Here is a 14,151-nt window from a genome sequence, read left to right as displayed (position 1 = left end):
AACGCTCAACTCACGGGCAATGGCAGTGGAGGCTTTATGAACACGCATATGGAGCTGCCCGAGATTGCCTGGTACCTGATCCAGTGCAAGCCCAGGCATGACGAACAGGCCTGGGAACACCTGAACAGACAGGGTTTCGAATGTTTCTGCCCGCACATACGGAAAGAGACGATTCGGGCCGGCAAGGTCAGGAAAATCAGCCAGCCACTCTTTCCTGGGTACATTTTCATTCATCTCAAGGCCCAGGATAACTGGGTAAAACTGCGCTCCACCCGGGGCGTGAGCAAAGTCGTCGGCTTTTGCGGGCGCCCCTGCCGGATCGATGACGAGATCATCGAGCGCCTGAAACAGCGCACCGCCCAGGAACCGGAAACGAAGGCACTCAATCCTGGCGATAAAGTGCAAATCAAAACAGGCCCCCTGGCGGACATGGATGCGATTTTTCTGGCGATGGATGGCGAACAAAGAGTGATGCTGCTGCTGAGCATCCTCAACCGAGAGCAACATGTCAGGTTGCCACTATCCCACCTCTCGGCACTACGGGCATGAATATTGCTCTTAACATTCCTGTAATGCTCCAGCTGCATCTTGGTCGGACTTGATCAGTCCCATGGAACGCACACTTTCCGTTCGTTCACTTCCCCCCAGCAGTATTGTACCGCCCCTGAGAGAGATGGCCTTGGGGCGGTAGCGTGCTTTTCATCGACCCACCGAACATGCACCGTATTGCGGCATATCCCTCAGGGTCGAGCCACTTGAGGGCAGGCAAAAAGTTCCCTTTTGATTTATCCGTCACGGCTGTGACGAGTTTCACGCTACCGGGGAACTTCTGCACAGCGCAGACAACCAATGAGTCATGAAAAATGGCTAGTAAGTCAACGCGATACGGAGGCCCGCAGCACAGCCTGCACAGCGCGAAAAGCGCAGCCGGCTCACCCGGCCCCGAGCGTGACGCAGCCCTCGGCACACTCCAAGATATCAACCCTGGGAAGGGATTCGGCTCTATGAGACTCACAACGATATTGACGGCTTCGCTTGCAGGTACGCTGTCCACAGCCAGCTGGGCGACCGATCCGCAAAGCATCGATCTGGCCGGCTTCGAGTTCACGCCAACCCTCGACCTGACGGAAAGCTACGACGATAACTACCGTGGCTTGCGCGAGGGGGCCAAGTCGTCCTGGATCACCAGCATCAACCCGAGCTTTCTGCTCAGTGCCGAAGATCGCAACAGCGGCTACCAGTTGAAATACGAGTTCGACAACCAGACCTTCCATTCCGATAACGACGCCAGCCATACCAACCAGCACCTGACGTTCAAGAGCGCCATGGCCTTCACCTCGCGTCACCGCCTGGACTGGAACCTGGGCTACCACCGCATCGAGGAAACCACCGACCTGGCGGACCCCGACAACGAAGAAAACGACAAGTACAGACGCGCCGTGGCCGGCGCGGTGTACAGCTACGGCGTGCAGAGCGGCCTGAACCAGCTGGACTTCGGCGCCAACCTGGAGTCGATCCGCTACCACAACAGCGGCAACCTAAACGCCGACGAGGATCGCGACAGCACCACGCTCAACAGCGTCTGGTATCACCGCCTGGGCGGCAGCACCCGCTCCCTGGTCGAGCTGCGTCACACCGACCACGACTACAGGCTCAGCACCAGCAACCGCGACAGCACCAACACCGCCATGCTGTTCGGCGCCACCTGGGACGCCACCGCCAAGACCTCGGGCACCCTGCGTCTGGGCGCCGAGCGCAAGAACTTCGACAGCAGCACACGCGAGGACTACACCAGCCCGATGTGGGAAGTCGGTGTGGCCTGGGAACCGCGCACCTACTCCGTCGTCAAACTCAACACCCGGCGAGCCTTCGACGAGGGCGACGACGGCGCCAGTACCGTTCAGGACACCACCACCCGCCTGAGCTGGGAACACGAGTGGACGGCCCGGATCAGCTCCGACATCTACTACCGCTATTCGGATCGTGACTACAAGGCCATCGAGCGCGAGGACAAGCGCACAGGCTACGGTGTGGGCCTGACCTACTCGCCCGATCGCTGGGTCGACGTATCACTGGGCTACCGCCACACCGAGAACGATTCGAGCCTGCGGGAGAAGACCTACGACCGCAACATCTATCAACTCTCGCTGAGCCTTAGCCTCTAGGACACGGCGGCGCTCGACGCCGCCATTCAAACAACCCCTCTTCCCGTTCGTCTGTACAGGCGAGCGATGGGCGCCCCTTTTCCCGCGCCGGAAGACAGACCAACCCTAGGAGTGAGCGAATGTCAGTCACCCACCTGTACAAAGCCCTTTCGCTGCTGCTGTTGCTCGTTTTCGCGGCCAGTGCACAGGCCAACCCCCAGTACCGGTTGAGCTCCGGCGACGTGATCAAGATCAGCGTGTTCGGCGAGCCCGATCTGTCCTTCGATGAAATCCGCCTCAACGATGCCGGCACCTTCTCCTACCCCTTCATCGGCTCGGTGGAGGCCCGTGACAAGACCGCCGGCGACATCGAGCGGCTGCTCACCGAAAAGCTCAAGTCCGAAGGCTATCTGGTCGACCCACGCATCTCCGTCAGCGTCACCACCTACCGCGAGTTCTACATCAGCGGTGAGGTCAAGGCGCCTGGCGGCTACCCCTTCCAGCCCGGCCTGACCCTGGATCGCGCCATCGCCCTGGCCGGCGGTCTGACCGAGCGCGCTTCGACCAAACGCATCAGCATCGTGCGCGGCTCCGATGAAGGCCGTAAGGCCGAAAAGGCGACGCTCGACACGCTGGTCAAACCAGGCGACACCATTACCATCGATCAAGGATTTTTCTGATCATGAACAGTCCCGCGCGCACTACGCGTCAATGGCAGCAACTGCCGTCCGAAGATGACACCGACTACATCGACCTGAAGCGCATCTGGAATGCCATCTGGCTGCGCAAATGGTCCATTGCCCTGCTGGTCGTGCTGATCACCCTGCTGACGGCCATTGCCGTGTCGCGCATGACGCCGGTCTACAAGGCAGTCGCGACGGTGATGATCGAAACCAAGGGCACCCAGCTGGTTTCCTTCCAGCAGGTCTACGACACCACCGGAGCGGTGAACGAATACCTGCAGACCCAGCTCGGCCTGATCAAGAGCCGCGCCGTTGCCGAGAAAGTGGTGCGTGAACTGAACCTGACCGAACACCCCGATTTCGACCCGCGCCAGCAGCCCGCGCCCCTGATCAACGTGAGCGGTTTTTTCCGCAGCCTGCAGGGCATGCTGTCGATCACCGGCCTGGTCGATGCGCCGGAACCGGTCAAGCCGCCGACCGAAGCCGAGCTGCTCGACAGCGTCACCAAGTCGCTGATGGATCGCGTCAGCATCTGGGTCGAGGGCAAGAGCCAACTGGTCAGCATCGCCGTCGAGCTGCCTGACCGGCTGACCGCGGCCCAGGTCGCCAATGCCCTGGCCAGCAGCTACATCGACAGCCAGCTCGAAGCGCAGATGGAAATGTCGCTGTCGGCGACCACCTGGATGAACACCCGCCTGACCGAGCTGCGCGCCTCCCTGCAGGAAGCCGAGAACCGCCTGCAGAACTACCGCGAAGCCGAAGGCCTGGTCGACGTCAATGGCGTGGCCACCATCAGCAGCAACGAACTGTCGCTGACCGGCGACCGCATGATCGACGCCCGTCGCCAACGCGCCGAAGCCGAAAGCCAGTATCGTCAGGTCGAGTCCATGAGCAGCATGGGCTGGCAGCGCCTGGCCAGCGTTCCCGCGGTACTGGGCAACCCGTTGATTCAGCAGTTCAAGGCCGATGAAGCGCGGGCCCGGGCCAAGGTCGAAGAGCTGTCGCGCCGCTATGGCGAACGCCACCCGACCATGGTGGCGGCCAAGTCCGACCTCAGCGCCGCTTCCGCCAGCCTGCGCGCCCAGGTCGAGCAGGTGGTCGCGAGCATCGAACGCAACTACCAGCTGGCCGTGGCCAACGAGAACTCCCTGCGCGCCTCCTTCAACACCAACAAGGAGCAGATCCAGGAAATCTCGCGCAAGGAATTCAAGGTCCGCGAGCTGACCCGCGACGTGGAGAGCAACCGCTCGCTCTACGAAACCTTCATGACCCGCCTGCGTGAAACCGCCGCGACCCAGGACATCAACTCCAGCAGCGCGCGGATCATCGACCAGGCCATCGCCCCCAGCGAAGCCAGCGCCCCAAACAAGCGCCTGCTGATCGTGCTGGCCGCCGGCCTGGCCCTGATCTTCGGCGTCGCCCTGGCCCTGGTACGCGACATCCTCAACAACACCTTCAAGAGCGCCGAAGACGTCGAGAGCAAGCTCAATCTGCCGGTTCTGGGCATCGTGCCGCTGATCACCAACAAGACCAAGAGCACCGCCGCGCACCTGTTCGAGCACGGCGAGGATCAACGCTTCTGCGAGTCGATCCGTACCATTCGTACCAGCGTGATGCTCGCCGACATGAACCGCGCGCAGAAAGTCCTGGTGGTCACCTCCTCCTCCCCCGGTGAAGGCAAGAGCACCCTGGTCGCCAACATGGCCTTCGCCCTTGGCCAGTTGCAGCGCGTGCTGCTGATCGACGCCGACCTGCGTCGCCCGACCCTGGCCAAGAGCTTCGACTTCCCGGTCGGCACGCCCGGCCTGGCCAACCTCATCGCCGGTACGGCCAAGGTCGAGGACTGCATCCGCTCCATGGACACCAACCTGGACATGCTGCCGGCCGGTGCCGTGCCGCCCAACCCGCTGGAACTGCTGGCTTCGCCGCGCTTCGCCAAGTTCCTGGAAATGATCAAGGAACGCTACGACCACATCATCATCGACTCCCCGCCCAGCCAGGCGGTCAGCGATGCGGTACTGCTGTCGACCATCGCCGACGCGGTGATCTACGTGGTCAAGTCCGAGTCCACCTCCATCCCGCTGGCGCAGAAAGGCGTCGGCCATCTGCTGCAGAGCGGCGCATCGCTGATGGGCGTGGTGCTCAACCAGGTCGACGTGGAAAAGGCCGCCAAGTCCGGCGAGTACAGCGGCTACTACGACCACTACGGCTACAGCGATCAGAAAGCCTGACGCCAGCCGCCATTTCCCATGAACAGCACGGACGTAGGAGGTATTCGATGATCGATCTGCATAATCACCTTCTGCCAGGTATCGATGACGGTCCGGCAGACCTGTCGACCGCGCTGGACATGGCCCGCATGGCGGTGGCCAACGGCATCACCCATATCGTCTGCACGCCCCATATCCACAGTGGTCGCTACGAGAACGACAGCGCCAGCATCCGCAACGCCTGCGAGAACTTCGCGGTGGAACTGGACAAGGCCGGGATCGACCTGCGCATCGGGGCCGCGGCGGAAGTGCGTTTCGCCAGCGAAATCATGGCCCGGGTCCTCGATGGCAGCATCCCCTTTCTCGGCCAGTGGGAAGGCAAGCGGGCCTTGCTGCTCGAATTCCCCCACGGCGAGCTGCCCTTCGGCGCGGAACGCCTGACCGAGTGGCTACTGGCCCATGCCGTCGTCCCCATACTGGCCCATCCGGAACGCAACAAGGCGTTGATGCAGACGCCGTCGAAGCTCAAACCCTTCATCGAACAAGGCTGCCTGCTGCAGGTCACCGCTTCGTCGGTGGCCGGCCGCTTCGGTGAACGGGCAATGCGTCTCGCTCGCGAACTGCTGGAGCAAGGCGTGGTCAGCATTATTGCGAGTGATGCCCATAACCTGGATCACCGCCCTCCAGAATTACAAGAAGGTCTCCTGCATGCCGCCCGGATACTGGGCGAGAGAGAGGCCGAACGCCTGGTCATCGATACGCCCTGGCGCATCGCTCACCGGCACTTCGTCTAGCTAACTGCCTGAAAACGCGTACCTGCTCCCACAGGTCGTAGGTTTTGTATTTGCCAGAGGTCGGCAAACCCATGCTTCGAGAACTCAGCAACATGGCGCGGCACCCACGTAGTCAAGCGCCACAGCGTTCGCCACAGCCGGGTACGCCCACCGTATCGCCATGCGCATCGCACATGGACAGGCCGCCCCTCGTGCACGTGCCGAGGGCATCCCACTTCATCGAAGAATTGCATGAGGACAGCCCACGATGATTTCCAAACGCATCAATCCTGCCGCCAATCGCAGGGGACTGACGTTCTGGGGTCAATGGTCATGCGCCATTACTCTGGTCAGTGCATTGCTCTGCTACCTGGTAATGCAGCAATACGGCGCGGTTCCCACCGAGTACCGCCTGCTGATCGTGCTCACGGTGTTCGGCTCGGTGCCCGCCTACATGCTGCTGCGCGTGTACCACAAGCGCTTCAGCTACGGGGTCGGCCTGCTGCACCTGCTGGCCGGCTGGGCCACCCTGCTGGCCGGCCTGGTGTTCATCGCCTACTTCAGCCAGAGCCTGGAGCGCTTCTCCTTCGAGATCATGCGCGAATGGGCGGTACTGGGCTTCCTGGTGCAGGCGGCGGCGTTCATCCCGTTGCGTTACTTCGCCGGTCTGCATTCGCAGAAGCTGCGCAACGAGCGGGCCTCGGTGATCATCGGTTCCGGTCCCAAGGCCTATGAACTGGCCGAGCGCCTGACCGCCTCGAACCGCGTACCGCTGATCGGCCTGCTCTCCTCCCATGCCGGCGAGCATACCCAGGATGGCCGCTTCCCGATCCTCGGCGCACTGCACCAGTTGCGCGAAGTGACCGAGCAGTACGGCGTACGCCGCGTCTACATCGCCCTGACCCTGGATGAGATCTCGCATATCGAGAAGCTCTACATCGACCTGCTGGACATGAGCGTGGATGTGGTCTGGGTACCGGACTTCGGGCGCATGCCGCTGCTCAATCAGTCGATCTCGCAGATCGAGCAACTGCCGGCCATCTACCTCAACGAAAGCCCGCTCAGTTCGCACCCGGCCGCGGTGTTCAGCAAGGAACTGATGGATCGCACCCTGGCCTTCCTCGCCCTGCTGGCGCTGAGCCCGGTGTTCATCGCCGCGGCCATCGCCGTGAAGCTTTCCTCGCCGGGCCCGGTGTTCTTCCTGCAGCCGCGCCACGGCTGGAATGGCGGCGTGATTCTGGTGTGGAAGTTCCGCTCCATGCGCATGCATCAGGATCAGGCGGTCAAGCAGGCCACCCGCGAAGACCCACGGATCACGCCGGTCGGGCGCTTCCTGCGACGCACCTCGATCGACGAGCTGCCGCAGTTGCTCAATGTGCTGCGCGGCGAGATGTCGCTGGTCGGCCCGCGTCCCCATGCCGTGGCGCACAACAATTACTACAGCGACAAGATCCTCGCCTACATGGCCCGTCACCGCCTCAAGCCGGGCATCACCGGTCTGGCCCAGGTCACCGGCCACCGCGGCGAAACGGAGACGCTGGAAAAGATGCAGCAGCGCGTGGAACAGGATCTGGCCTACATCAACAACTGGTCGTTGTGGCTGGACATCAAGATCCTGTTCAAGACGCCCTTCACCCTGTTCTCGCGAAACATCTACTGAACAGCGGCGACTGCCCGCGCCATATGGCGCACAAGACACTTCGCCCCTCCCCGGAGGGAGGGGCAGGTAACGCTTAACGCTCACTCAAGGAATTTGCCTCCATGAATATCACTGTCGTTGGAACGGGCTACGTCGGCCTGGTCACGGGCGCCTGCATCGCCGAGATGGGTAATACGGTCGTCTGCGTCGATGTCGACCCGAAGAAGATCGACAACCTCAAGCGAGGCATCCTGCCGATCTACGAGCCGGGCCTGGAAACCGTGGTCACCGAGAACCACGACGCCGGTCGCCTGCTGTTCACCACCTCGCTGGCCGAAGCCATGGAACAGTCGGATCTGTTCTTCATCGCCGTCGGCACGCCGCCCGGCGAGGACGGCTCGGCCGACCTGCGCTACGTGCTCGAGGTCGCCCGGCAGATCGGCCGCCTGATGACCCGACCGGGCATCGTGGTGAACAAGTCCACCGTGCCGGTGGGCACCGCCGACCTGGTACGCGCCGCCATCTCCGAACAGCTGGAGTTGCGCGACCTGCAGATCGACTTCGATGTGGTCTCCAACCCCGAGTTTCTCAAGGAAGGCGCCGCGGTCGATGACTTCATGCACCCCGACCGCATCATCATCGGCGCCGACAGCGATCGCGCCCGCCGGGCGATGAGCGAACTGTACGCGCCGTTCATCCGCAACAACCCGCGCATCAAGTTCATGGGCGTGCGCGATGCGGAGATGACCAAGTACGCGGCCAACGCCATGCTGGCCACCAAGATCTCCTTCATGAACGAAATCGCCAGCCTCTGCGACCGCCTCGACGTGGACATCGAGAACGTGCGCCTGGGCATCGGTTCCGACCAGCGCATCGGCTACCACTTCATCTACGCCGGTTGCGGCTATGGCGGCTCCTGCTTCCCCAAGGACGTCAAGGCGCTGATCAGCATCGCCCATCAGAACGACTTCGAACCCAAGCTGCTGCAAGCCGTGGAAGCGCGCAACGATCAACAGAAACAGTCGCTGTTCAACAAGATCAGCAGCCACTTCGACGGCGACCTCAAGGGCCGTACCTTCGCCGTCTGGGGCCTGGCCTTCAAGCCGGGCACCGACGACATGCGCGAAGCGCCCAGCGTGGTGCTGATCAACAGCCTGATCAATGCCGGCGCCAACGTGAAGGCGTTCGACCCGATCGCCCGGGAAACCGCGGTCAGGGAGTTCCCCGAGCACTGGTTCAGCGAAAACCGCCTGCAGATCGTCGAAGGCCAGTACGAAGCCGCCATCGACGCCGATGCCCTGGTGCTGGTCACCGAGTGGAAGCCCTTCCGCCGGCCCGACTTCAAGGCACTGCGCAAGCTGCTCAAGCAACCCTTGATCATCGATGGGCGCAACCAGTACGACCTGGGCCAGATCGAACGGGAAGGCTTCGACTACTACGGCATCGGCCGTAAACAGGTGCATGGCTGAGGCCGGCTTGACAATGGACGTCATCGAACCCAAGGCCATCGCGCCCGTCACTGCGCGGATGCGCTTCGGCATGGCCTTGCGGGGCGGGCTGCGCAGCCCGGTGCTGCGCAATATCGCCACCGTCGCCTCCGGCACCGCCGGGGCGCAGGTCATCACCCTGGCCCTGATGCCGGTCATCACCCGCATCTACGGGCCACAGGCCTATGGCGTGCTGGGCGTGTTCATGAGCCTGGCGTTCATGCTCATTCCCATCGCTGCACTCACCTACCCGGTGGCCATCGTGCTGCCCAAGCGTGACAGCGACGCCCGTGGGCTGGTCAGGCTGTCGCTGCTGGTGGCGACGTTTTTCGCCCTGCTCAGCGCAGCCTTCATCGCCCTGTTCGGCGATACGCTGGCCGCGCGCATGGGCGTGGCGCAGATCGCCCCGTTCATGATGCTGCTACCGCTGGTGATGCTGGCCGGCGCCGCACTGGAAATCACCCAGCAATGGCTGATCCGCAAGCAGCGCTATCGCCTCACCGCCGGTGTGGCCGTGCAGCACTCCCTGCTGCACAACGGCTTGCGCATCGGCGTCGGCCTGCTGCATGCAACGCCGGCGGCGCTACTGCTCAGCACGGCCCTCGGCCCGCTGCTGCATACCCTGATGCTGACCTGGGGCCTGCAGCGCAGCCGCTCGGCACAGCCTGCGCAACCGGCTGCCGAGGCACTACCGCTGGGCATACGCGACCTGGCCCTGCAGTACCATGATTTCCCGCTGTTCCGGGCTCCACAGATCCTCATCAACGCCGTCTCGCAGAACCTGCCGACCCTGGTGCTGGCGGCCTTCTTCGGCCCGGTGGCCGCCGGCTTCTTCGCCCTGTGCAAACAGGCGTTGAACGTACCGACCCAGCTCATCGGCAAATCCGTGGCGGACGTCTACTACCCCAGAATCAGCGCCGCGGTGCACAACCACGAACCGATCACGGCCATGCTGAGCAAGGCCACCGCCGCCCTGGCGCTGGTCGGCCTGGTGCCATTCGCGGTGGTGTTCTGCTTCGGTCCGACATTGTTCGCCCTGGTGTTCGGCGAGCAATGGCGCACCGCCGGCGAGTTCGCCCGCTGGCTGGCCCTGGCCGAATACAGCGTATTCGTCAGCCGTCCCTGCACGGTCGCGGTACCGGCGCTGGCCTTGCAGGGCCGCTTCCTCGGTTTCGAGGCAGTCAGCACCGCACTGCGCGTCGCCGCCCTGATGGCGGGCGCCCTGCTCCTGGAGCAGGCCGAGCAGACCGTCATGGCCTTCGCCACGGCGAGCATTCTGGTCTACCTGAGCCTGATCGCCATCGTGCTCCACGAATCCCGCCGCTGGCACGACCGAGCGGATCGGCAGCCCAGGCGCCGGTGATCGACCTTCAACCCATTTCGAGACTGACTTCGACCCTATGACCGAACATTCGCCCACCATCGTCGTCATCGGCTACAACCGCCCGAAGAGCCTCAGCCGGCTGCTCGGCTCGTTACGCAAGGCGCGCTACCCGTCGGGTCACGTGCGCCTGGTGATCAGCCTGGACAACTCCGGCAACCCCGAACCGCGCCAGGTCGCGGAAGCCTTCGACTGGCCCTTCGGCGAGAAGCGCATCATCGCCCACCAGGAACGCCTGGGGCTGCGCAAGCACGTCCTCAGCTGCGGCGATCTCACCGAACAATACAACGACGTGATCATTCTCGAGGACGACCTGTTCGTCTCGCCCTTCTTCTACGAATACGCCTCGCGCGCGCTGGAGGCCTATGCCGACGATGCCGGCGTCGCCGGCATCAGCCTGTACAGCGTGCAGTTCAACCAGACCGCCAACCTGCCCTTCACCCCGGTCGACGACGGCGACTCGGACGTGCACTTCATGCAACTGGCCGCCTCCTGGGGCCAGGCCTGGTCGCGCCGGCACTGGCAGGGTTTCCGCAGCTGGCTGGACAGCAACGGCAGCGACATCGGCCATATCGACAACATCCCGGCGGACATCCGCAGCTGGCCGGAATCCTCCTGGCTCAAGCTGTACAACGCCTACATCATTTCCAGGGATCTGTACTTCGTCTATCCGTTCCGCTCGCTGAGCACCAATTTCGGCGACCCCGGCCAGCATTTCAACATCGCCTCGTCACGCTTTCAGGTGCCAATCCAGCAGCAGCCAATCGACTACCAGTTCGCAAAACGGGAAAACAGTCTGTCGGTGTACGACGCCTTCTGCGAACTGCTGCCCGCCTGCCTCAAACGGCAGAACGAAAAGCTCGCAGGCTACGATTTCACGGTCAATCTGTATGGCTGCAAGGATTGCCGCAGCGGCCTGCAACTGACCCGCACCCAGGCCGCCGGGCTGCATAACTTCAGCCTATCCATGAAGCCCATGGAACTGAGCATCCTGCACGATATCGAAGGTGATGGCATCGCCTTGATCGACTCGGCCGGGATCGACAGCGCCAGCTTGTCCAGGCCGAAAACGGAGTACGACATCTACCGTTTCTTTTACAAGTTCCCATCCGTACGGATCATTCTTTTCGGCGTCGTCGAACGCTTGCAGTTGCTGCTCAAACGCGTGATGCCCAACTGATTTTAGCTTGCCCCAGCCTCCCTTAAATTGAACATCGCAGGTATTGCAATGGAACAGAAAGTAGCGCTCATCACCGGTATCACGGGTCAGGACGGCTCCTACCTCGCCGAGTTCCTCCTCGAGAAGGGTTACCAGGTGCACGGCATCAAGCGCCGCGCCTCGTCCTTCAACACCCAGCGCGTGGATCACATCTACCAGGATCCGCATGTACAGAACCAGAACTTCGTCCTGCACTACGGCGACCTCAACGACTCGTCCAACCTGACGCGCATCATCCAGGAAGTGCAGCCCGACGAGGTCTACAACCTCGGCGCCCAGTCCCACGTCGCGGTGAGCTTCGAAGCCCCCGAGTACACCGCCGACGTCGACGCCATGGGTACCCTGCGCATCCTCGAGGCGATCCGCCTGCTCGGCCTGGAAAAGAAAACCCGTTTCTACCAGGCCTCCACCTCCGAGCTCTACGGCCTGGTGCAGGAAATCCCGCAGAAGGAAACCACACCCTTCTACCCGCGCTCGCCCTATGCGGTCGCCAAGCTGTACGCCTACTGGATCACCGTCAACTACCGCGAAGCCTATGGCATGTATGCCTGCAACGGCATCCTCTTCAACCACGAGTCGCCACGTCGCGGCGAGACCTTCGTCACCCGCAAGATCACCCGCGGCCTGGCCAACATCGCCCAGGGCCTGGAGCCCTGCCTGTACATGGGCAACATCGATTCGCTGCGTGACTGGGGCCATGCCAAGGACTACGTGCGCATGCAGTGGATGATGCTGCAGCAGGACCAGCCGGACGACTTCGTGATCGCCACCGGCGTGCAGTACTCGGTGCGTGAGTTCATCACCTGGTCCGCCGCCGAGCTGGGCGTGCACCTGCGTTTCGAAGGCACTGGCGTGGACGAGCAAGGCGTCGTCGAGCGCATCGAAGGCGACAAGGCCCCGGCCCTGAAAGTCGGTGACGTGGTGGTGCGCATCGACCCGCGCTACTTCCGCCCCGCCGAAGTGGAAACCCTGCTCGGCGATCCCACCAAGGCCAAGACCAAGCTGGGCTGGACACCGGAAATCACCGTGCAGCAGATGTGCGCCGAGATGGTTCGCGAAGACCTCAAGGTCGCCCAGCGCCATGCCCTGCTCCGCGAGCACGGCCACGAGCTTCCGGTATCCGTGGAGAACTGAGCATGACCGCGACTTCTCTCGAGCAGCGCATCTTCGTCGCCGGCCATCGCGGCATGGTCGGCTCGGCGATCGTGCGTCACCTGCAGAGCCTGGGCTACCAGAGCATCGTCACGGCGCCGCGCGAGAGCGTGGACCTGGTCGATGCCGCCAGCGTGCAGCGCTTCTTCGCCGAGCAGCGCATCGACCAGGTCTACCTGGCCGCCGCCAAGGTCGGCGGCATCCACGCCAACAACCAGTACCCGGCCGACTTCATCTACCAGAACCTGATGATCGAGGCCAACGTCATCCAGGCGGCGCACAACGCCGGCGTGCACAAGCTGCTGTTCCTCGGCTCCTCGTGCATCTACCCCAAGCATGCCGAACAGCCGATGCGCGAAGAGGCGTTGCTGACCGGGGTGCTGGAGCCGACCAACGAGCCCTACGCGATCGCCAAGATCGCCGGGATCAAGCTGTGCGAAAGCTACAACCGCCAGCACGGGCGCGACTACCGCAGCGTCATGCCGACCAACCTGTACGGCCCGCACGACAACTACCACCCGGAAAACAGCCACGTCATCCCCGCCCTGCTGCGCCGCTTCCATGAAGCGACCCGGCGTGGCGACGACGAGGTGGTGATCTGGGGCAGCGGCACGCCGATGCGCGAGTTCCTCCACGTCGACGACATGGCGGCGGCCAGCGTGCACGTGATGAACCTGGACGACGCCACCTACCAGGCGCACACCCAGCCGATGCTCTCGCACATCAACGTCGGCACCGGCCAGGACTGCACCATCGCCGAGCTGGCGCAGACCATCGCCCGGGTCACCGAGTTCCAGGGGCGCCTGACGTTCGACAGCAGCAAGCCCGATGGCACGCCGCGCAAGCTGATGGACGTGTCGCGCCTGGCCAGCCTCGGCTGGACGGCCAGCATCGACCTGGAAAGCGGCCTGCGCGACGCCTATCGCTGGTTCGTCGAGCACATCGACGATGTCAGGGGCTGACATGTTCCTGCCCGCCGATACCTTCCAGAGCGTGGTCGCCAGCACGCCGCTGGTGTCCATCGACCTGCTGGTTCGCAACGCACAGGGCGAGCTGTTGCTGGGCGAGCGCCGCAACCGTCCGGCGCAGGGCAGCTGGTTCGCCCCGGGCGGGCGCATCCTCAAGAACGAAACCCTGGATGCCGCCTTCGAGCGCCTGACCAGCGACGAGCTGGGCCAGACCTTCCATCGCGCCGAGGCGGCGCTGCTGGGCGTCTACGAGCACTTCTACGAGGACAGCGTCTTCGGCGAGCGCCCGGACACCCACTACGTGGTCATCGCCTATGCCATCGACCTCGCGGCAGGGCAAGGGCTGCAGCCACCCGAGGTGCAGCACGGCCGCTATCGCTGGTGGCCGCTGCAGCAGGTCAGGGACGAACCAGGGGTACACGGCAATACACGGGCCTATCTGCAGGCCCTGTACTGAAAGCCGCAAGCCAGGCGAACGGATTGTCGCCCTGCGGA

General features: G+C 63.3%; 12 protein-coding genes. All 12 read left to right on the top strand.

Annotated elements, in window-relative coordinates; all coding sequences use genetic code 11:
• Positions 1-36: 36 nt before the first annotated feature.
• The 12 genes from rfaH to DNK34_RS12860 all read left to right on the top strand — a co-directional run bounded on the left by rfaH (position 37) and on the right by DNK34_RS12860 (position 14,113).
• Positions 37-549 carry a transcription/translation regulatory transformer protein RfaH gene (gene rfaH / locus DNK34_RS12915; RefSeq protein WP_131174843.1) on the top strand — a complete coding sequence of 171 codons (513 nt, stop codon included), beginning with the start codon at positions 37-39 and terminating at the stop codon, positions 547-549.
• Positions 550-1,004: 455 nt separating this feature from the next.
• Entirely contained in the window at positions 1,005-2,165 is a 1,161-nt protein-coding gene (locus DNK34_RS12910) for an outer membrane beta-barrel protein (protein WP_131174842.1), read from the top strand.
• Between the two features lie 119 nt (positions 2,166-2,284).
• A complete protein-coding gene (locus DNK34_RS12905; protein ID WP_131174841.1) occupies positions 2,285-2,824 on the top strand; it encodes a polysaccharide biosynthesis/export family protein in 540 nt (179 codons plus the stop codon).
• 2 nt (positions 2,825-2,826) lie between these two features.
• Positions 2,827-5,058 (top strand): GumC family protein, encoded by a 2,232-nt coding sequence (locus tag DNK34_RS12900; RefSeq protein WP_131174840.1) that lies wholly within the window; start codon positions 2,827-2,829, stop codon positions 5,056-5,058.
• A 47-nt stretch (positions 5,059-5,105) separates the two neighbouring features.
• Positions 5,106-5,831: a tyrosine-protein phosphatase gene (locus DNK34_RS12895; RefSeq protein WP_131174839.1), complete on the top strand. Its 726-nt coding sequence runs from the start codon at positions 5,106-5,108 to the stop codon at positions 5,829-5,831.
• A 247-nt stretch (positions 5,832-6,078) separates the two neighbouring features.
• Entirely contained in the window at positions 6,079-7,470 is a 1,392-nt protein-coding gene (locus tag DNK34_RS12890; RefSeq protein WP_131174838.1) for an undecaprenyl-phosphate glucose phosphotransferase, read from the top strand.
• 101 nt (positions 7,471-7,571) lie between these two features.
• On the top strand, positions 7,572-8,918 hold the full coding sequence (locus DNK34_RS12885; RefSeq protein WP_131174837.1) for a UDP-glucose dehydrogenase family protein: 1,347 nt from the start codon (positions 7,572-7,574) through the stop codon (positions 8,916-8,918).
• A 13-nt stretch (positions 8,919-8,931) separates the two neighbouring features.
• A complete protein-coding gene (locus DNK34_RS12880) occupies positions 8,932-10,299 on the top strand; it encodes a lipopolysaccharide biosynthesis protein (RefSeq protein ID WP_131174836.1) in 1,368 nt (455 codons plus the stop codon).
• 37 nt (positions 10,300-10,336) lie between these two features.
• Positions 10,337-11,497 (top strand): glycosyltransferase family 2 protein, encoded by a 1,161-nt coding sequence (locus DNK34_RS12875; RefSeq protein ID WP_131174835.1) that lies wholly within the window; start codon positions 10,337-10,339, stop codon positions 11,495-11,497.
• Positions 11,498-11,545: 48 nt separating this feature from the next.
• Positions 11,546-12,670 (top strand): GDP-mannose 4,6-dehydratase, encoded by a 1,125-nt coding sequence (gene gmd / locus DNK34_RS12870; RefSeq protein ID WP_131174834.1) that lies wholly within the window; start codon positions 11,546-11,548, stop codon positions 12,668-12,670.
• A 2-nt stretch (positions 12,671-12,672) separates the two neighbouring features.
• Entirely contained in the window at positions 12,673-13,650 is a 978-nt protein-coding gene (gene fcl / locus DNK34_RS12865; protein WP_131174833.1) for a GDP-L-fucose synthase, read from the top strand.
• Between the two features lies 1 nt (position 13,651).
• Positions 13,652-14,113, top strand: a complete 462-nt coding sequence (locus DNK34_RS12860; RefSeq protein WP_131174832.1) for a GDP-mannose mannosyl hydrolase — start codon at positions 13,652-13,654, stop codon at positions 14,111-14,113.
• The last annotated feature ends 38 nt before the right edge of the window (positions 14,114-14,151 follow it).

It is taken from the genome of Phytopseudomonas dryadis (genome assembly GCF_004327355.1).
In the GTDB taxonomy this organism is placed as follows: Bacteria; Pseudomonadota; Gammaproteobacteria; order Pseudomonadales; family Pseudomonadaceae; genus Aquipseudomonas; species Aquipseudomonas dryadis.
The sequence above is the reverse complement of the archived record's forward strand: the minus strand, read 5'-3'. Positions and strand labels throughout refer to the sequence as shown.

Coding starts and splice junctions, on each gene's coding strand:
- rfaH (WP_131174843.1), top strand. CDS start 37: ATGAACACGCATATGGAGCTGCCCGAGATTGCCTGGTACCTGATCCAG.
- DNK34_RS12910 (WP_131174842.1), top strand. CDS start 1,005: ATGAGACTCACAACGATATTGACGGCTTCGCTTGCAGGTACGCTGTCC.
- DNK34_RS12905 (WP_131174841.1), top strand. CDS start 2,285: ATGTCAGTCACCCACCTGTACAAAGCCCTTTCGCTGCTGCTGTTGCTC.
- DNK34_RS12900 (WP_131174840.1), top strand. CDS start 2,827: ATGAACAGTCCCGCGCGCACTACGCGTCAATGGCAGCAACTGCCGTCC.
- DNK34_RS12895 (WP_131174839.1), top strand. CDS start 5,106: ATGATCGATCTGCATAATCACCTTCTGCCAGGTATCGATGACGGTCCG.
- DNK34_RS12890 (WP_131174838.1), top strand. CDS start 6,079: ATGATTTCCAAACGCATCAATCCTGCCGCCAATCGCAGGGGACTGACG.
- DNK34_RS12885 (WP_131174837.1), top strand. CDS start 7,572: ATGAATATCACTGTCGTTGGAACGGGCTACGTCGGCCTGGTCACGGGC.
- DNK34_RS12880 (WP_131174836.1), top strand. CDS start 8,932: ATGGACGTCATCGAACCCAAGGCCATCGCGCCCGTCACTGCGCGGATG.
- DNK34_RS12875 (WP_131174835.1), top strand. CDS start 10,337: ATGACCGAACATTCGCCCACCATCGTCGTCATCGGCTACAACCGCCCG.
- gmd (WP_131174834.1), top strand. CDS start 11,546: ATGGAACAGAAAGTAGCGCTCATCACCGGTATCACGGGTCAGGACGGC.
- fcl (WP_131174833.1), top strand. CDS start 12,673: ATGACCGCGACTTCTCTCGAGCAGCGCATCTTCGTCGCCGGCCATCGC.
- DNK34_RS12860 (WP_131174832.1), top strand. CDS start 13,652: ATGTTCCTGCCCGCCGATACCTTCCAGAGCGTGGTCGCCAGCACGCCG.